Consider the following 18,747-nt stretch of genomic DNA (forward strand, 5'->3'; position numbering starts at 1 on the left):
TTCACTCTTGGTAAACGGTTATATGCGATACTCATCCAGTCAGGAGAATGTATGTGCTCCCAGACGGCTAAGCAGCCTGAGAGCACAATGGAAAGATAAACTCAAAAGCCTCCGGGACACTTAAAATGCGTCTCGATCCTTGGCCTTTTCACGAGCAACATCACGGGTGATCAGTCCCTTTTTCATCAGGTTCATCAGACACTGATCCAATGTTTGCATGCCTAACCCACCACCAGTCTGAATGGCCGAGTACATCTGGGCAACCTTATCTTCCCGAATCAGATTTCGAATACCTGCAGTACCGAGCATGATCTCATGGGCCGCAACACGGCCTCCACCGTTTTTCTTCAAAAGTGTTTGCGAGATCACAGCCTGAAGCGATTCAGAAAGCATGGCACGAACCATCGACTTCTCTTCCGCTGGGAAGACATCGACAATACGGTCAATGGTTTTGGCTGCCGAAGTGGTGTGCAGAGTACCAAACACCAGGTGACCGGTTTCAGCCGCAGTCATCGCCAGACGGATAGTTTCCAGGTCTCGCATCTCACCAACGAGAATAATATCCGGGTCTTCACGCAGCGCCGACCTCAGAGCGTTACTGAAGCTATGGGTATCCCGGTGTACTTCCCGCTGGTTTATCAGACATTTCTTCGGAGTGTGGATAAATTCAATAGGGTCTTCAATGGTCAGGATATGGTGGTATTTGGTGTCATTGATGTAATCCAGCATGGCAGCCAGCGTTGTACTCTTACCAGAGCCAGTAGGGCCGGTAACCAGTACGAGCCCTCTGGGCTTGTCGGCAATGGTTTTAAACACCTGCCCCATGCTCAAATCATCCATGGTCAGCACTTTACTGGGAATGGTACGAAATACAGCACCTGTACCCCGGTTATGATTGAAGGCATTCACACGGAAACGGGCAACACCAGGTACCTCAAAGGAGAAGTCTGTTTCCAGATGTTCCTCGAAGTCCTTTCGCTGCTTGTCATTCATGATATCGTAGATCAACCCATGAATTTTCTTCTGATCCATGGGCGGCAGATTAATACGACGCACATCGCCATCCATGCGAATAATTGGCGGAAGCCCTGCTGACAGATGCAGATCCGAAGCCCCCTGTTTAAAGCTGAATGCCAACAGCTCAGTAATATCCATTTATTATCCCCCTTACACCAGGAAGCAGGTAAAATAGCCAATTTATTTACCCGGTAATGTACAACCTGATGACCTTATTACAAAACCGATTTCAACGGGTTTATGACCGAATTCATCAAGCTGAGCAAGCCTGCAATCGCGATGGACAAGTGCAACTGCTGGCCGTCAGCAAAACCAAACCTGCCTCTATGGTGCGTGAAGCATGGCATCTGGGTCAAAAGCATTTTGGCGAAAGCTATCTTCAGGAAGCTTTAGGCAAAATTAATGAGCTCCGTGACCTTTCGGACATCCACTGGCATTTCATCGGCCCGATTCAGTCAAACAAAACCCGGGATATCAGTAACCACTTCGACTGGGTTCACAGTGTTGACCGCCTGAAAGTCGCGCAGAGGCTAAATGATCAGCGCCCTGACGAGCTTCCACCATTAAATATCTGCCTGCAGGTCAATATCAGTGGGGAAGGCACCAAGGCAGGAATCGATCTTCAAGCACTTCCTTCACTGGTTCAGTCCATTACCAACTTACCCAACCTTAAGCTGCGTGGTCTGATGGCTATTCCAGCCCCTGAAGCAAATACTGAAAAACAGTGTGAACCTTTCAGGGTATTAAACAATACCTTACACGCTCTGAATAAAGAGTTCTCTCTGAATATGGATACCCTGTCCATGGGTATGACGGATGACCTTGAGGCGGCTATACAGGAAGGTTCAACCATCGTTCGCATAGGAACTGCTCTTTTTGGTTCCAGAAACTACTCCAACGGATAACAACTCATGAACGAATCAACCATTGCTTTTATCGGCGCTGGCAATATGGCCAGCAGCATCATTGGAGGTCTGATCAATAATGGCTGGCCAACCTACCAGCTGATTGCTACCGCAAGAACGGAAGCAACGCTTTCCAATATCCGCGAAAAATTTAACATTGAAACGACTGTGGATAACCATCAGGCCGTTGGCAAAGCTGACGTCATTATGCTTTGCGTGAAACCACAGGTGATGAAAGAAGTTCTAATGGACTTAAGTCCGTCCATAAAACCGAATGCCCTGATCATCTCCGTCGCTGCTGGCATTACCATGGAAAGCCTACAAAAGTGGGGTGGGGAGCACCTTTCTATTGTTCGCAGCATGCCGAATACACCGTCTCTTCTGCAGTGTGGTGCCAGCGGTCTGTATGCCAACAACAATGTCAGCACTGATCATAAAACACTGACTGATGACATCTTCAATGCAATTGGCATTGCCAAATGGGTTGATCAGGAGTCGTTGATTGATGCCGTTATTGCTGTTTCTGGCAGCGGCCCAGCCTACTACTTCCTCCTGATGGAGATTATGGAACAGGTGGGTTCCCGCCTCGGCCTTGATGTGGAAACTTCTCGACAGCTGACCCTGCAAACCGCTCTTGGTGCAGCCCGAATGGCAACGGAAAGTGATGTTGACGCGGCGGAACTGCGCCGCCGTATTACCTCTCCAAATGGCACGACTGAGCAGGCAATAAAGACTTTTCAGGAGCAGGGGCTCCCCGAGCTGGTTGAGAAGGCTATGAATGCGGCCGTAAACCGGTCGATAGAACTGGCAGAATCGTTAAAAGACTGATTTTCATCCTGTTGACGTGAGATGGCGAGTCTTTATTGTATTATGCGTAAAGATTATTAACTTAAGTATAAGGCTATTATTCCCTTATACCTTTACATGACGGGTATCCAATACGCTCTATGTCTGCACTTTCTTCGAGTCTCAGCTTCCTGATCCAAACCCTAGGCGGTTTGTATATCATGGCTGTATTGATTCGCTTTCTGCTTCAGCTCGTTCGGGCCGACTTTTATAACCCTATTTCTCAAGCCATAGTGAAGGCTACATCACCACTACTAAACCCTATCCGCAAGATTATTCCCGGTTATGGTGGCGTGGATATGGCTTCTCTGGTTCTGGCGCTAATACTTCAGATCATACTGCTCTATGTACTGCTATTGATGGGTGGCTACTCTCTGGCAACCATTCCTTTCCCCAGTGTCTTGATCAGTGGCTTGATTAAACTGGGCATAGAATTCCTGAATATCTATATGTTCAGCCTGATCATTATCGCCATTGCCAGCTGGGTTGCCCCAAACAGCTATAATCCGGGACTAATGCTGCTCCTGCAAATTACCGAGCCGCTCACCAGCCGAATCCGTAAAGTGATTCCACCGCTCGGCGGGCTGGATTTCTCTCTGATGGTTCTGGTGATTATTATTATCACTTTGAAGAACTTCCTGGCTGCACTGGCCTGACCATGAGTTTTCAATACCGGCTCTAATATCAAGATCAGAGCCGGTAACGTTTCCTTCGTATCCTGTTTAGTGGCTTTAACCAACCTCTTTCCCGTCGATATTAAGGCTATTCCTCCAATAACGATGAGGCCGCTGAAAGTACCATGGGACAGGCTATTGAGCACACCCTTCAAAAGCACCTATGGCCAGTTGTAAGGTTCATTGAAAAAACGGCAGTGAAACAACTTTCATTAACCGCCTGTGCCTTAAGCTTTAGTTTTTTTACTACAGTTGCCAACAGTGAGCAGCTGCTACTGACCGAAGCAGGCTCGCCTCCTTTTATTCATACTTTCGATCAGAGCCGTTTCGAGAATGGCTCTGAACTGATTATCAGCGGCCAGAATGAGTCGAAAAAACAGCAAATACTGATTGTTCGTCTCGATAATGAAGACTCCTCGGATTATCGGTCACGAGTCAACCAGGAATTTACATTATCCCCAGGCTCCTTTGAACTGATCTTGCCCCTCTCCGGTTTGAAAGCGTCCAGTGGTAAGCCATTTAAACAGCCCTACTCCAAACTCTTCGTGTTTGGTGCCGACATGTGGGCAGGTATCCAACTTGAGAAAATTCTTATCAGTGCCGCGAGTAAGCTTCCGGAACAAACGCTTGCACTGGATTTTGGTTCAGGCAACAGCGCGGCTTTCCCTGGCTTTGAATCCATTGGCAAGAACAGCTCATATCTCAAGGGTAAAATAACCGAGCGCGTCCGAACATCAGGCGACTCACTGATTCGTGATGGTATCAGTGGCGTGACAAGCCTCCAGATACCCTGGTCGGACGGGCAATGGAAGCTCAGTCTGTGGACACAAGATCAGGGGGAGTGGGAATACCTGCCACACTTTCTTACACGACAAATTATCGCCAATGGAACGACGATCATTGATGAGAAGTTCACCAGAGAGCAGTGGATCAACAATGTCTATCTGGCTGGCAGGAAAAAAGAGGGAGGTATCGATGGAGACCTATGGTCTCTGGTTGGAAAACGCCGAAGTGGCTTTATCAGCCAGAATATTCAGGTCTCTGACGGGATGCTCAACATTGACCTGAAAGGTGATTATGATGCCCGATATATATCCGCACTGGTATTAGAACCACTTGATGGAATCTTTGCCCAGGCCACACAGGAAAAACGCCGTGAACGCTTTCTTAATCAATGGTCTGTACATAATCCGCAATACAGCCCTCCAGACGGGCTCTCACTGGAGGATATCAGTCAACAGGTAAAAGATGATGAAGCATATTATCTTGTAGCAAGAGACACCATTCTTAACCTGACCTTTGAAATAGAGAGCCCTGTTGATGATATCGCCCCGGTTATCGTTGTATCCCCTCCAAAATCATCGGATGGGAAGTCATTAAAGGTAACCACTCGCTATGGACACTGGCGCTTTGAAAGGCCAGCACCTAATGCAACCTCACTGATACTGGATGACAGTTATCTTCGGGCGGATATGGAAAGCATTCAGCTATCCAATAAGAAGCCGAGGCGCCTTTATGTCCAGGTGAATGTTCCTTCTGAAGCATTTTCTGGTGACTACTCTGGCAAAATTCAGCTGTTCAGCCGAGGTGAATTGAAACTCCTGGACTACAAAGTACGAGTACTTCCGGTCGTTCTTCCGAAGCTGGAAACACCAGTGGGCCTTTACCTGGAACCAACACCCTACTACCAATGGTTCAAGTCACTGGAAGGCCAGACCTCGACTGCCACTTCTTGTGACCTCTCTTTATTGGCCTCCCATGGTTTCAGTACCGTTGCACCAGCATTGCCAACACCCGATACAGAAGCGAGTCGACAAGAATTTATTCAACAACTGAAGCAGGTAAAGCGCTTTGGGTTCGATGGTAAAATATTAGCCTATTCGCCACTGAAACGTCTGTTGCAGCAAAAGAGCGAACTCAGTGCAGGTGCTGACTTAATGAAGCTTCAGCAATTATTGAAAGATCAGGAACTGCCAGAGATTTACTGGTCAATTTTTGATGAACCTGCCAATGACACGTTTTCACAGATAAAGAGCACTGCCAGACTTCTGAAAGATGGTTCTCTACAATTTAAGACCGCAGGTCATCTAAACAATGAAAGCCAGGCTGAACTGGCAGAAACAACAGACCTTCTCCTGATCAACCATGGCATAGAGGTTACTGAAGAAAGTATTAAGCAGTTGCAGAAAAACAGCTCAGTCTGGCTGTACAATATGCCAGAGCCTCGATTAGCCGCCGGTCTTTTCCTCTGGAGATCGAGTGCTGAAGGCTATTTACAATGGCATGGTCGTATGCCCACTGCCGATCCGTTTGATCCGACGGATGGTAGAGAGGGTGATGTTATGTATATCTATCCTTCAGCAAACCAATGTCCGAAATCATTGGATATCCATCGTCGTTTTCTTGATTTACATGAAGCAACCATTGATCTTAGATTGATACAATTGCTTAAGGATAAATCTTTAAGCAATCCAAAATTTGAAAACACTTTGGCTGGCATATCAGAACTCATCTCTAATGAATGGTTGATTGCGTCTGAACTAACCAATAAAGACATGATTGATATACGCAAAATGATCTATTTAAAGATCATCAACCAAAAATAAAATCAAAAACCCACCTCAAAAGCTATATATTAACAATCTAGAAATATAACTTTATTAATAAAACAACATCAATCATATTTTTGCCAAATGAATCCAATCTTCAAATATCAGGAAATATTAAGAATATGATGTCTTCTAACTTAACCAAACGGCGAGAAGAGATAATACAGCCAGAACATGATCAGACAGGACAGCCAGATAGAAATTTAAGCAAAGTTGGCAAACATGGAATACGTCGCACAAGTCCACATGACAAAGTAACAAAGTGGTTGCTTGATAACTTCCTAATGGACGAAAAGGGCACAAAGTACAGACCTAAATATTCTTCTCCGGTCAGGCTTGAGCGCAATATTTCCTGTAGACTTTCGATAAGGAAGCCACCTTCTGGCTTTATACCTGGCCAGTTAATAGAAGCACCATCCAGATTGGATATACAGAGATTAACCCCGTCACAATCAGAGGTCTCTGAAACTGATTCTGTTTCATCTGGCATATTGGCTACTGATTCAGAAGTCAGTGATCAAGTTAAATTGCAAAGAGACTGTTCTGGTATTTATTATTTACTCGATAATTTTGGAGAAAAGCTATCGTTACTATCCCCCGATCTCGATCAAAGCACTATAAAACGGATTATTGATTATTGCTTATCTCAAAATTTAAATGGTCCAGTAGCATTTTTGATTGAGAATGGCATTTTCAACCCCAATAAATATGATCATAAAAATCCATTCATCCACTTAGTCATTGAGTATAACAATAAATACCTATTAAAGTTCCTGCTAGAAGGAGCATATGTAGATATTAACGCTATTAATTTTGAAAATGACCCTCCACTCATTAGAGCAATGATGAGTGATGATACAGAAGCGGCTTATATTGAGATCATTAGGTTGCTTTTGATTCATGGGCCTGATCTAAGCCTTAAAGATTGTCTAGGTATGACGGCGTTACAAAATGCGGTCAGCTTTCTAAGGTCTCCCGAATTGACCGAGCTCTTACTTAAGCACGGAGCAGACGTTCAACAGATACAAGAATTACCTGAGCCCAGGAAACAGGAAGATATGGAAGATATGGAAGATATGGAAGATATGGAAGATTTTAGAAAAATCGAAAAACTTCTATTTGACCATGATTGGGTGAAGCCCGAAGAAAAAGAAAATGCAAGGTCTGAGAAAGAGCAAAAAACATCTGCTCAGGCAAAGATGGTTAGAGTAAGGAAATAAAACAAAGACTCCAGCAGAAAAAATCATATGAAAAGCCTCAGGGAAAAACTTCCCTGAGGCATCTGCATTACAACAACAATTTACGAATATCCGTCAACAGTTCACCCAGCATGGTGGTGAAACGTGCAGCATCCGCACCATTGATTGCTCTGTGGTCATAAGACAGGGACAGAGGCAGCATCAGCTTCGGATCAAACTCCTTGCCATTCCATACCGGCTTCATGGAAGCCTTGGACAGGCCAAGAATGGCCACTTCTGGCGCATTGACGATCGGAGTAAACGCCGTACCACCGATAGAGCCAAGGCTGGAGATCGTAAAGCAGCCACCCTGCATTTCATCAGGCTTCAGCTTCTTACCACGAGCCTTGCCAGCCAGCTCAATACACTCAGCAGACAGCTCCCACAGACTCTTCTGATCCACATTCTTGATGACCGGAACCAGCAGGCCATCTGGAGTATCTACCGCGACACCAATATTGATGTACTTCTTGTAGATAAGCGTTTCGCCATCCGGGCTCAGGGAAGTGCAGAACTGTGGCAGCTCTTTCAGCACATAAGCAACGGCTTTCAGGATAAACGGCAATGGTGTCAGTTTGGTACCACGGGCCTCTGCCAGCGCTTTCTGAGATTTACGGAACGCTTCCAGTTCAGAGATGTCACACTCATCAAACTGGGTAACGTGCGGCACGTTCAACCAGGAGCGCTGGAAGTTCTGAGCCGCCACTTTGCGCAGACGGTTCAGGGCAACCTTCTCAATGTCACCCCACTTGCTGAAGTCGATCTCTGGCATGGCAGGAATACCCAGGCCAGAAGAAACACCTTGAGCAGCCTGAGGCTTTTCACTGAGACGCATCTTGACGTACTTCTGCACGTCTTCTTTAAGAATGCGACGACGTGGACCAGTGCCGGTTACTTCCGCAAGGTCAACACCAAACTCACGGGCCAGTTTGCGCACCGCAGGGCCAGCATGGAACTTACGGTTGGCACGCTCAAGTTCCACAGGGTGTGCTTCGGCACGTGGTGGTGGCGCTGATGGTGCACGGGAAACAGTTTCCTGTTTCTGTGGTGCAGTAGCAGGCGCAGCAGCCGCTGGAGCAGGCTGGATGACAGCGGGTACTTCAACCCCACCAGACACTTCAATATCCAGAATCAGGTCGCCCTGACTAAGGGTGTCTCCCTCTTTGACCATGATGGCTTTCACAACACCGGCAAACGGCGAAGGTACTTCCATGGTCGCCTTGTCAGACTCCAGCACGATCAGTGAAGTTTCTTCTTCAACCTGGTCGCCAACGCTGACACAGACCTCAATGACTGGAACATTCTCAGCACCAATATCCGGTACGGTTACTTTCTCAATACGAGGTCCAGCCTGAGGGGCAGGTGCCGCTGGTGCGGCAGCAGCAGGCTCTGGAGCCGCTGCAGAAACCGATGCCGGCTCATTAGAGACAGTAACAGCACCACTATTCACTTCAACGTCAATCACCAGGTCACCCTGATTCAGGGCATCACCTTCCTTGACGTGAATGGCTTTCACAACGCCTTCAACCGGGGAAGGCACTTCCATGGTTGCTTTGTCCGACTCCAGAACAATCAATGAGTCTTCCAGGGCAACGGTGTCCCCAACCTTCACACAAACCTCAATAACCGGCACATTCTCAGCACCGATATCAGGCACATGCACAGATTCAATATGGGATCCACCCGCTGGTGCTGGTGCAACGTCAGCTACCGGAGCCGCCGCAACAGGAGCTTCTGCTGCCTGCTCAACAACCTCAGGTGCTGCTGCGGCAGTGCCTGCAGCAGCCATCTTAACCATCGGAGCCCCTTCGCTGACATTGTCACCAACCGTCAGCAGCACTTCGGTCACCACGCCATCGCGTGGTGCCGGGACTTCCATGGTTGCCTTGTCAGACTCCAGAACAATCAGGGAGTCTTCGGCCGATACCGTATCACCAGGCTTGACGCAGATTTCGATGACTTCTGCCTCACCACTGCCGATATCTGGAACCTTGATGATTTCGTCACTCATTCCTCATACCTTCTCTTCAGTTCCAGACTCAGCAATACAGAGGGTTAGCTCTGGTTGGGTCAATATCAAACTTCTTGATGGCCTGACTGACAACAGACGCATCCAGCTCACCATCCTGAACCAGCGCATACAGGGCAGCGACCACGATGAAGTAACGATCTACCTCGAAGAAGCGACGCAGCTGTTCACGGGTGTCGGAACGACCAAATCCGTCAGTACCCAGAGACACGAACGTTGCAGGCACAAACTCGCGGATCTGGTTGGCGTACAGGCTCATATAGTCAGTAGCGGCAACAACAGGACCTTTTCGACCAGACAGCTGCTTCTCAACCCAGCTGACTTTTTTCTCGGCTTCAGGGTTCAGCATGTTGTAACGCTTGGCATCCTGACCATCACGGGCCAGCTCGTTAAAGCTGGTTGCGCTCCAGATATCAGATTCAACGTTGAACTCATCACGCAGAATACCGGCAGCAGCACGGACTTCTTCAAGGATAGTGCCACAACCCATCAACTGGACCTTAGGTCCCTGGTTACGGGAGTTTTCTTCCAGGTTGTAAAGCCCCTTGATGATGCCTTCGATCACTTCTGGACCTTCCGGCAGCGCTGGCTGACGGTAGTTTTCATTCATGGCGGTGATGTAGTACCAGACATTCTCACCGTTGCCATACATACGCTGCAGACCATTCTGGATAATCACAGCCATTTCGTAGCCGTAGGTCGGGTCGTAGCTGATGCAGTTCGGTACGGTGGATGCCAGAATATGGCTGTGACCGTCCTGATGCTGCAGACCTTCACCGTTCAGAGTGGTACGACCAGCAGTAGCACCAATCAGGAAGCCACGAGCCTGGATATCACCCGCTGCCCATGCCAGATCGCCAGTACGCTGGAAACCAAACATAGAATAGAACGCGTAGAATGGGATCATCGGAACGTTGTTACTGCTGTAAGACGTTGCAGCAGCAATCCACGCAGCATGAGCACCCGCTTCGTTAATGCCCGCTTCCAGAATCTGGCCCTGCTTGGATTCTTTGTAGAACATGACCTGGTCGGAGTCTACCGGCTCATAGTTCTGGCCTTCCGCAGAGTAGATACCCAGCTGACGGAACATACCTTCCATACCAAAGGTACGCGCTTCATCAGGGATGATCGGCACGATGTGCTTGCCAAGGCTCTTGTCTTTGGCCAGTGCGCCAAGAATACGAACGTAAGCCATGGTGGTGGAAATTTCACGCTCACCACTGCCCTTGGTCACGGCTTCAAAAGCCTCAAGGCCAGGAATTTCCAGCTTAACATCGGTTTCCACACGACGCTGTGGAATAAAGCCACCCAGCTTTTCACGACGCTTGCGCATGTACTTCATTTCAGGGCTGTCAGCGTCTGGCTTGAAGTAAGGCAGAGTCTCAATATCTTCGTCTTTGATGGGCAAGTCAAAGCGATCACGGAAGTGCTTCAGGTCATCAACCGGCAGCTTCTTAACATTGTGGCTGACGTTGGCCGCTTCACCGGTGGCACCGGTACCGTAACCCTTAACCGTCTTGGCAAGAATGACGGTAGGCTGGCCATTATGGTTAACAGCTTCGTGGTACGCAGCGAAGACTTTGTATGGGTCATGACCACCACGGTTCAGACGCCAGATATCATCATCAGACAGGTGTTCAACCAGCTTCAGAGCTTCAGGGTCACGGCCAAAGAAGTGCTCACGGGTCCAGGCACCGCCTTTCGCCTTACAGTTCTGGTAATCACCATCAACGGCTTTATCCATCACTTCCTGCAGCTTGCCATGCTTGTCCTGGGCCAGCAGCGGATCCCAATGACGCCCCCAGACAACCTTGATGACATTCCAGCCAGCGCCACGGAAGACGCCTTCCAGTTCCTGAATGATCTTACCGTTACCACGTACCGGGCCATCAAGACGCTGCAGGTTACAGTTGACCACGAAGATCAGATTATCCAGCTTCTCACGACCGGCCAGAGAGATGGCACCGAGAGATTCCGGCTCATCCATCTCACCATCCCCAAGGAATGCCCAGACCTTACGGTTTTGATCCTGAGACATGCCGCGGTTAATCAGGTACTTCATGAAGTGAGCCTGATAGATCGCCTGCAGTGGGCCAAGGCCCATGGATACGGTCGGGAACTGCCAGAAGTCGGGCATCAGCTTAGGGTGTGGGTAGGAAGACAGGCCATTGCCATCCACTTCCTGACGGAAATTATCCAGCTGGCTCTCGTCCAGACGGCCTTCCAGAAAGGCTCGAGAGTAGATACCAGGTGCTACGTGACCCTGGTAATACACCAGATCGCCTTCACGATCACTTTCATGGCCGTGGAAGAAGTAGTTGTAACCGATGTCGTACAGAGTGGCACTGGAGGCAAAGGAAGAGATATGGCCGCCCAGGCTGCTGTCCTTCTTGTTGGCGCGCATAACCATGGCCAGCGCATTCCAGCGAACCAGCGAGCGAATACGGCGCTCCATGAACAGGTCGCCAGGCATACGGGCTTCTTTTTCAGGAGCTATCGTATTGCGATAAGGGGTAGTAATAGCGTATGGCAGCTGCGTGCCTTTGGCACGAGCGTGCTGGGAAAGCCGGGTCAGCAGAAAATGAGCACGGTCTTCACCTTCCTGCTCAAGTACGGAATCCAGTGCTTCCAGCCATTCCCTGGTTTCTATAGGGTCGATATCATGCATACAAATCGGCTCCAAGATCGATAGAGCTGGGAACCTGACTGAGAATAGACTGCCAACAATACAGGGCAATCTATTCTCAGCCAAACTCCCAGGTCAGGCGCAGACGAAACAAAGTCAGGGCAGGAATACGAATCCTGCCCTGAACCTGGATCAGAGTTTCCGGACATAATGGTCGGAATGGATCAGACAGCCCCTCCCATATGAGGTAATGCTCTTTATCTCGCCAGCTTCACAGGTGAGTCTGATGCCCAGTTACCCTGCCAAGCGAGTAGCAATTCTGCTGACCCCTACGCCTGTTGACGTATCAAACTGCCACACCAAACTTTGTGTTCGCTATTGTTAATGGTTGATCACTTGCAACATCAAGCATACCGAACAAATTTCGTCTAACAGCCCAAGCTTAAAAAAAAATTGATATTAATCAAATGTAATATAACTACAAGATAAGCAATTCCCGCAATGAGTACCAGTACTTACGTGTAGTTTTTTTACAAAAAGTATTGATTTTTCAGGAAAAATCTCGCGACACCAGTAACAAAAACAAACAATTCAGCCCATGCTCAGTCAATTATGGAGTTTATTGGTTAAAAACCGAACTACCTCAGATTCTGTCGAGAGAAAATTTGATATTAGTCAATACATGGCACCATCAAGTAGCTAATTACCTATAAAAAGGAATTTGAACTAAGAGGAATTCCCTACTGGACCAAGCCCTGCGGAGCCGCGTTTCACTGATCACGTTTCCGGCTTCTTTTCCAACGACGATGACTCCAGAGAAACGTTTCCGGCTGTTCATAGATCGCTGCTTCCGCAGCCTTCACATAAGCATCAATAATCTGATGATTGTTTTTGCCTTTGGTGTTTTCATAAGGAGGCACTGCAAGTTCTTTGAACTCAAGCTCATAGTAGCCACGCTTCAGTCGCCGACATTGGGCAAAAAAGACAGGGTATTGGGTCAAATAAGCAATTTTTTCTGCGCCCAGATAAAAAGGCGCTTCTTTATTGAGATAAGAGACCCAGTAACTTCGCTCCCCTTCTACCGGGGTCTGGTCAGCAAGCATCACAAAAAGCCGGAAACCATTTTTGCGCTTAAGGATGTCCCGTCCAGCCTGTTTCATTGGAATGGGACGGGAGTTGAAGCGACTGCGAATCTCATGGATAAACTGATCCCAGCCTTTGTGGTGTAAAGGCTTATAAACCGGGTCAATTGGCACCCCAAGGTGCTGTGAAACGGCATGGAGCATCCACTCCCAGTTTCCCTGATGTATGGTTAACACTATGACTGGCTTGGACCTTCCTTTTGATACAGCCTCCAGAGCATCAGCACCAAGAATTGAGCAACGTTCTTTAAACTCTTCTGCACTCATCTTATGGGCTTTAATCACTTCAAGAGAAAGGTCCGACAGGTGACGGTAAAACTGTCTGGCCACATAAGAAATATACTTTTCACTCTTTTCTGGAAAAGCCTGTCGCAAATTTTTGTGAACAGTTCCTGTTCGATATTTGGAAAGATAAAACATGAACAAATAGAGGAAATAGGAAATGATATAAATCACTTTAAAAGGAATACGAGAAATAAATTTTGCAAAAAACATCAGCACAAACTCTTTCCGGTAACATCAACCTGAAAAAAATCGATAGTTTGCAAAAAACATGAACTTTCCAGATTAAATATAATCAAAATCGTTTTAACCAATAGAGAAAAAAAGCTAAAGCTATGGATAGGGTTTCATTCACTGATAATCAGAAATACCAGCTAGCATTATCTTCAGAAAAAAAAGTAGCATTTCCTGTAAGCCTTGATAAATCAGAGCCCTCAATTGGGGGAATCCGTAAGGACAGGTATCACGCTATTGGCACAGATTATAGCCCATTGGGAGAGATTCCTATCAGTAAAAGGTCAATCAGTGACCCTGGTCCCATTCTTGTAAAGTGCAATAAAAATTTATTCTGGGACTTATCACGCATTGATCTTAAATCGCTACTCCTTCCAGGAACCTTTTTGACGGAACGATCTAAACATATAGTTGGTTTACAACTTGGTCAGCATATTGCCGAGATTTCATCTAGAGGCACAACGTTGAAAGAGGCTGACATTAAACCACTTAATGCTTTTCAACAAATTCAATACAAGCTTTGCAAACTTAAAATGCTCGATTATCCCGCTCAATTGAGTTTTTTTGATCTGGTTGGAACAAAGCTTAGACGTTTGTTACCTCAAAAATTGGTTGAAGAATTAGACTCAAAACAGCCTCTGGATTACTTATCTGTAAAGGAAGGCTTTATAAACCTTCAACTTACAGCACCACAGAAAGTAAATATTCAAAAGCAAGTCAAACCAAGCGCCAGAAATGATGCAGAAACTGTATGCAACTCCCAGAAATATAGATATTCTCAACCAGACGGTGCAAAGGGCGAAAAATTTGTCAAAGCCACAGCCCCTAAAACCCAGGGAGCTTTGTTGAAAGTTTTGGGAAACTTGTCTCAGGCAGGTATTCAATTGCGAGATGCCCCAGAATTTATTGGTTATGTACCTTCTGAGATAGCCAATCCACTAGCAGCAAAATCAGGTTTTACGGACAGCAACTGGTCAGCCAACTTCCTGCATGGTAAATATTCACACTTGCTGGCACTTGCGTTTCTTAGCAGAGAAGCCCATCTAACGGCATCAACACTAAAAGCAGTCGTAACCCATGGCTTATGGAATGATCTTTTAGACCATAGCCCATACGCAGAAATAGATATCGAACAGTTGGGCAATCATGAATTCCTGATTCACAATCGAAATCCATTTACCTGTCCATTTAACCCTTTTGCATTTCAGGAAATGCTATGCACAGGCCAAATTTCTTCAACCCTTCAGCAGGTTGCAGAAATATTTGATAAACTCTCGGCTTCTGAGCACTCCCTATTTACTCGAGCTTTTCAGGAGGAAATTACTCCAGAAAGGCTCTTACAGGCTGCTCAAAATATCCAACTGCTAGAGCATGTTATTGCTCTGGAACATCATTACGACATATTAGAAATTAAGAAATATTTTACAATGCCAACTTTTGGCCTTATTCCACTGGAAATTTTGGAGAAAAACAAAAGCTGGACTTATGGTCAATTTACAGATTTAGAAAAATCAAGTGAACTTTCAGCTTTTGCCGCCAAAAGAGCTTTTAAAAAAGGGGATAAAGTTGTTGCCATCTCAAAGCATTTCAAGAGCCCGCTTTGCCAAATATTTGGCTGTCAGCATTTTACTCAAAAAGAGGTTAAGGAAATGAGAGACTTTGATGTAAAGCCAGCTTTTACCAGCTTTATTGTTTGGCCTTCAAAAAGCGCGCCTGTAATACAAGCATCTTAAGTTATTAGCTGTTTCTATCCTATATACACGATGCTGTCTAAGTGCTTAACTCAAACGACACCATCTTAAAAAACTGAGATATGGCTATAGTAATGCCATTCCCATAAAATGGCTCCAGCAACCAGAAGAGAGCGGGTTTATGGAGTCACTCAAGGCACAATTCAGTCAACAATTAACTGCCTCCGGGTCACCTGAAACTATTCCTGAAGAGGTCAGGAACGTTGTCACTGCTCACTGGCAACAGTTTGTTGATAACAACCCGTCATTAACTCTTCCTGTCAGCCTTTTTCCTGACAAGAATGACCAGTTAAGCCCTAAGCTAATGGATGAATTGATCCACTGCTGGGCAGGCAGTGACTTTGCCGCACAGCAGTGTATTCGTCACCCTGAGTGGCTTTCCAGCCTTCTGGAAAACCATGACAAACTCCCTGATTTCGCCCAAACCCATCCAGAACGTCTGCAAAAAGTGCTTGAAACTGTTGAGAATGAGCAGGATCTGATCAAGTCTCTCAGACTTTACCGAAACCGGGAAATGCTTCGAATTATCTGGCTCGATCTGAACCGTCGGGTCAGCATGCAGGAAACCACAGCGGATATGTCTGCGTTGGCTGATGCCTGTATTGATAGTGCGCTCAACTGGCTTTATCAGGACTGCTGCGAGGCCATGGGAACACCCTATGGCACAAACATACCGGGTGAAGAGCCAGTTCCCCAGAAAATGGTGGTACTGGGTATGGGCAAACTCGGTGCCAAAGACCTTAACCTCTCTTCAGACATCGATCTGATGTTTACCTACCCCTGCCAGGGGGAAACCCGTGGCTGCAAGAAGGTCATTACCAATCAGGAGTTTTTTATCCGCCTTGGCCAGCGACTGATCAAGGTGCTGGATTGTCAGAGTGCCGATGGTTTTGTATTCAGGGTTGATATGCGACTGCGGCCTTATGGTTCCAGTGGAGCCCTGGCCATGAGCTTTGCTGCAATGGAGCAGTATTATCAGGACCAGGGGCGGGACTGGGAGCGTTACGCCATGCTCAAGGCCAGAGTGGTTGCCGGCAATATCCTTGCAGGCCAGTTACTGCTGAGCCAGCTGCGCCCTTTTGTTTATCGTCGCTATATTGATTTTGGCTCCATCAGCGCTCTTCGGGAAATGAAGCAGCTGATCCGGCGTGAAGTAAAACGCAAAGGAATGGAGAGCAATATTAAGCTTGGACCCGGTGGCATTCGCGAGATTGAGTTCATCATTCAGTCTTTTCAGTTAATCCACGGGGGACGTGATCGCAGCCTTCAGGAAAGAAACCTGCTGAGTGTTCTTTCAACCCTGCTGGACAAACATTATTTCTCTCCTGACGAAGCCAGTGAGTTGAAAGCCGCTTATATCTTCCTTCGCAACCTTGAACATGCTATCCAGGCTATTGCCGACCGACAGACTCAGGACCTGCCGAAAGCCTCAGAGACTCAGGCGCGTGTCGCCTTCAGTATGGAGCAAAAAGACTGGTCCGAATTGCTCAGCACACTGGAAAAACACCGACAGCACGTCACGACTCACTTCGATGCGGTTATTGCCGACCCTGAAACCGCAAATACCAAAGAGCCTCATAGCGACCAGTGGGAAGCCCTATGGCTTGGCCAGCTCAGTGAGGAAGAAGAGCAACAGCTGATGGTACAGGAGGGCTTCAAGGATATTGACGCCTCCTGGAAACGTCTGGTTTCTCTACGAGATGGAAAGGCCATCACCCGGGTACGCAGGCAGAGCCGTGACCGGCTGGATAAGTTCATTCCTTTGCTGTTGAGAGTGGCCGCCAATTCCACTGAACCTGATACGTTTTTACTGCGAATTCTTCCGCTGATTGAGGCCGTATTGCGTCGAACGGCTTATCTGGTTCTACTCATCGAAAACCCTGCCGCTCTGGAGCATCTTGGCAAACTCTGTATTGCCAGCCCATGGATTGCAGAACAGATTGCCCGCTTCCCAGCGCTTCTGGATGAGTTCCTCAACCTTGGTGACCTCTACAACCCTCCGGAAAAAGAAGCATTGGCTGGTGAACTGCGACAGCAACTGGCCCATATTCCGGAAGATGACCTTGAAAACCAGATGGAAGTGCTGCGTCACTTCAAAATGGCCCATGTTCTGCGGGTAACTGCTGCCCAGGTATCGGGCACACTGCCTCTGATGAAAGAGAGTGACTACCTGACCTGGATTGCTGAAGTGATTCTTGACTCCGTTCTTGCCATAGCCTGGCGAAATCTAGTCGAAAAACACGGAATGCCTCAGGATGCTGACGGCAATCTGTGTGATCCTGACTTTATTATTGTTGGCTACGGCAAGCTTGGCGGTATCGAGTTAGGACCTGGCTCTGATCTTGACCTGGTATTCATCCATAATGGGGGAACCAATAAAGAGACCAATGGCCCCAGATCCATTGACAGCACAACGTTCTATACCCGCCTTGGCCAGCGAATTATCCATATTCTGACGACGCAGACACCCTCCGGAATCCTTTACGATGCGGACATGAGACTGCGCCCATCCGGCTCAAAAGGCCTTCTGGTCAATTCCTTCACTTACTTTGAGAAATACCAGAAAGAGGATGCCTGGACCTGGGAACACCAGGCCCTGGTACGTGCACGCGTCATTGCTGGAGACCCTGAGCTTGTAAAGAAATTTGAAAGTCTGAGATCAGATATTCTCGGCCAGCAACGGGATATTAAAAAGCTGCGTGATGATGTTGTGGACATGCGTCAGAAAATGCGGGAGCACCTGGGCACCAGACCAACTTCCTCTTCATCTAATAGCGGTGGAGTGTTCCATTTAAAACATGACCCGGGTGGCATCGTGGATATTGAGTTCCTGATGCAGTTTGCTGTTCTAAGGTACTCAAGCCAGCACCCTTCACTGCTGAAGTGGACCGATAATGTGCGGATCTCTGAAGAACTGGAAACCGTGGGACTTCTCAGCAAAGACGATGCCTACCAGCTCCGGGAGGCCTACAAAACCTTCCGGCTCTGCATTCATCAAAAAGCATTGCAGAATGAAGAGCCTTTAGCAGAAGAAGCCGTTGCAGAAAGCCTTCGCCAAAATGTGATTTCCATCTGGGATGGATGTATGGATGTGGAAGAATCATGAAGAGACGAGTATCCCGACTAAACTGAGCTTTGGCATCCTGCGCTTTTTATGATCCAATAGCGACTAGTCAGAACTCTGTTACCAACGGATGCTGATTGATGTCACCCTGTAAGGTCATTGTCACCAAAACCCACAGGGAAAACGATGATAGAAGACAGCCTCCTGAATCGAAGATTTCATTCCGTGTCACACCCTGACACGAGAAGTTGATTCATATAGCCAGGCCCACTTAAGCATGCATGTCCCCGCTTTTCAGTGATAAAGCAACTGAAGCGAAAACAGCAGGGC

11 protein-coding genes are annotated in these 18,747 nt (G+C 47.4%); 7 read left to right on the forward strand and 4 right to left on the reverse strand.

The window, feature by feature from the left end; all coding sequences use genetic code 11:
* Window positions 1–120: 120 nt before the first annotated feature.
* Entirely contained in the window at window positions 121–1,155 is a 1,035-nt protein-coding gene (locus tag ACOCLE_RS19025; RefSeq protein ID WP_419533792.1) for a type IV pilus twitching motility protein PilT, read from the reverse strand.
* Window positions 1,156–1,223: 68 nt separating this feature from the next.
* Here ACOCLE_RS19025 and ACOCLE_RS19030 point away from each other — a divergent pair, with 68 nt between their 5' ends.
* The 5 genes from ACOCLE_RS19030 to ACOCLE_RS19050 all read left to right on the forward strand — a co-directional run bounded on the left by ACOCLE_RS19030 (window position 1,224) and on the right by ACOCLE_RS19050 (window position 7,271).
* Window positions 1,224–1,922 (forward strand): YggS family pyridoxal phosphate-dependent enzyme, encoded by a 699-nt coding sequence (locus ACOCLE_RS19030; RefSeq protein ID WP_419533793.1) that lies wholly within the window; start codon window positions 1,224–1,226, stop codon window positions 1,920–1,922.
* Between the two features lie 6 nt (window positions 1,923–1,928).
* Complete coding sequence (proC, locus tag ACOCLE_RS19035; protein WP_419533794.1) at window positions 1,929–2,750, forward strand: pyrroline-5-carboxylate reductase; 822 nt, start codon at window positions 1,929–1,931, stop codon at window positions 2,748–2,750.
* Window positions 2,751–2,929: 179 nt separating this feature from the next.
* The gene (locus ACOCLE_RS19040; protein ID WP_419533795.1) at window positions 2,930–3,424 is read left to right on the forward strand and encodes a YggT family protein; all 495 of its coding nucleotides are present in this window, start codon (window positions 2,930–2,932) and stop codon (window positions 3,422–3,424) included.
* Between the two features lie 143 nt (window positions 3,425–3,567).
* Complete coding sequence (locus ACOCLE_RS19045; RefSeq protein ID WP_419533796.1) at window positions 3,568–6,048, forward strand: glycoside hydrolase domain-containing protein; 2,481 nt, start codon at window positions 3,568–3,570, stop codon at window positions 6,046–6,048.
* 125 nt (window positions 6,049–6,173) lie between these two features.
* Window positions 6,174–7,271 (forward strand): ankyrin repeat domain-containing protein, encoded by a 1,098-nt coding sequence (locus ACOCLE_RS19050; RefSeq protein ID WP_419533797.1) that lies wholly within the window; start codon window positions 6,174–6,176, stop codon window positions 7,269–7,271.
* 67 nt (window positions 7,272–7,338) lie between these two features.
* Here the strand turns inward: ACOCLE_RS19050 and aceF are convergent, their stop codons facing one another.
* From aceF to ACOCLE_RS19065, 3 genes are all read right to left on the reverse strand, one after another.
* Window positions 7,339–9,300, reverse strand: a complete 1,962-nt coding sequence (gene aceF, locus ACOCLE_RS19055) for a dihydrolipoyllysine-residue acetyltransferase (protein ID WP_419533798.1) — start codon at window positions 9,298–9,300, stop codon at window positions 7,339–7,341.
* Between the two features lie 28 nt (window positions 9,301–9,328).
* A complete protein-coding gene (gene aceE, locus ACOCLE_RS19060; RefSeq protein WP_419533799.1) occupies window positions 9,329–11,986 on the reverse strand; it encodes a pyruvate dehydrogenase (acetyl-transferring), homodimeric type in 2,658 nt (885 codons plus the stop codon).
* 728 nt (window positions 11,987–12,714) lie between these two features.
* The gene (locus tag ACOCLE_RS19065) at window positions 12,715–13,581 is read right to left on the reverse strand and encodes a lysophospholipid acyltransferase family protein (protein WP_419533800.1); all 867 of its coding nucleotides are present in this window, start codon (window positions 13,579–13,581) and stop codon (window positions 12,715–12,717) included.
* A gap of 122 nt (window positions 13,582–13,703) precedes the next feature.
* Between ACOCLE_RS19065 and ACOCLE_RS19070 the strand changes: the two genes are divergently transcribed.
* Both ACOCLE_RS19070 and glnE read left to right on the forward strand, forming a co-directional pair.
* The gene (locus ACOCLE_RS19070) at window positions 13,704–15,335 is read left to right on the forward strand and encodes a hypothetical protein (RefSeq protein ID WP_419533801.1); all 1,632 of its coding nucleotides are present in this window, start codon (window positions 13,704–13,706) and stop codon (window positions 15,333–15,335) included.
* Window positions 15,336–15,474: 139 nt separating this feature from the next.
* A complete protein-coding gene (gene glnE / locus ACOCLE_RS19075) occupies window positions 15,475–18,459 on the forward strand; it encodes a bifunctional [glutamate--ammonia ligase]-adenylyl-L-tyrosine phosphorylase/[glutamate--ammonia-ligase] adenylyltransferase (protein ID WP_419533802.1) in 2,985 nt (994 codons plus the stop codon).
* The last annotated feature ends 288 nt before the right edge of the window (window positions 18,460–18,747 follow it).

The organism is Endozoicomonas sp. (assembly GCF_965196975.1).
GTDB lineage: Bacteria > Pseudomonadota > Gammaproteobacteria > Pseudomonadales > Endozoicomonadaceae > Endozoicomonas.

Excerpts from the sequence above, each read along its gene's own strand:
- aceE (WP_419533799.1), bottom strand. The coding sequence starts at position 11,986 with ATGCATGATATCGACCCTATAGAAACCAGGGAATGGCTGGAAGCACTG.
- glnE (WP_419533802.1), top strand. The coding sequence starts at position 15,475 with ATGGAGTCACTCAAGGCACAATTCAGTCAACAATTAACTGCCTCCGGG.
- ACOCLE_RS19070 (WP_419533801.1), top strand. The coding sequence starts at position 13,704 with ATGGATAGGGTTTCATTCACTGATAATCAGAAATACCAGCTAGCATTA.
- ACOCLE_RS19050 (WP_419533797.1), top strand. The coding sequence starts at position 6,174 with ATGATGTCTTCTAACTTAACCAAACGGCGAGAAGAGATAATACAGCCA.
- ACOCLE_RS19030 (WP_419533793.1), top strand. The coding sequence starts at position 1,224 with ATGACCTTATTACAAAACCGATTTCAACGGGTTTATGACCGAATTCAT.
- ACOCLE_RS19040 (WP_419533795.1), top strand. The coding sequence starts at position 2,930 with ATGGCTGTATTGATTCGCTTTCTGCTTCAGCTCGTTCGGGCCGACTTT.
- ACOCLE_RS19045 (WP_419533796.1), top strand. The coding sequence starts at position 3,568 with ATGGGACAGGCTATTGAGCACACCCTTCAAAAGCACCTATGGCCAGTT.
- proC (WP_419533794.1), top strand. The coding sequence starts at position 1,929 with ATGAACGAATCAACCATTGCTTTTATCGGCGCTGGCAATATGGCCAGC.
- ACOCLE_RS19025 (WP_419533792.1), bottom strand. The coding sequence starts at position 1,155 with ATGGATATTACTGAGCTGTTGGCATTCAGCTTTAAACAGGGGGCTTCG.
- aceF (WP_419533798.1), bottom strand. The coding sequence starts at position 9,300 with ATGAGTGACGAAATCATCAAGGTTCCAGATATCGGCAGTGGTGAGGCA.
- ACOCLE_RS19065 (WP_419533800.1), bottom strand. The coding sequence starts at position 13,581 with ATGTTTTTTGCAAAATTTATTTCTCGTATTCCTTTTAAAGTGATTTAT.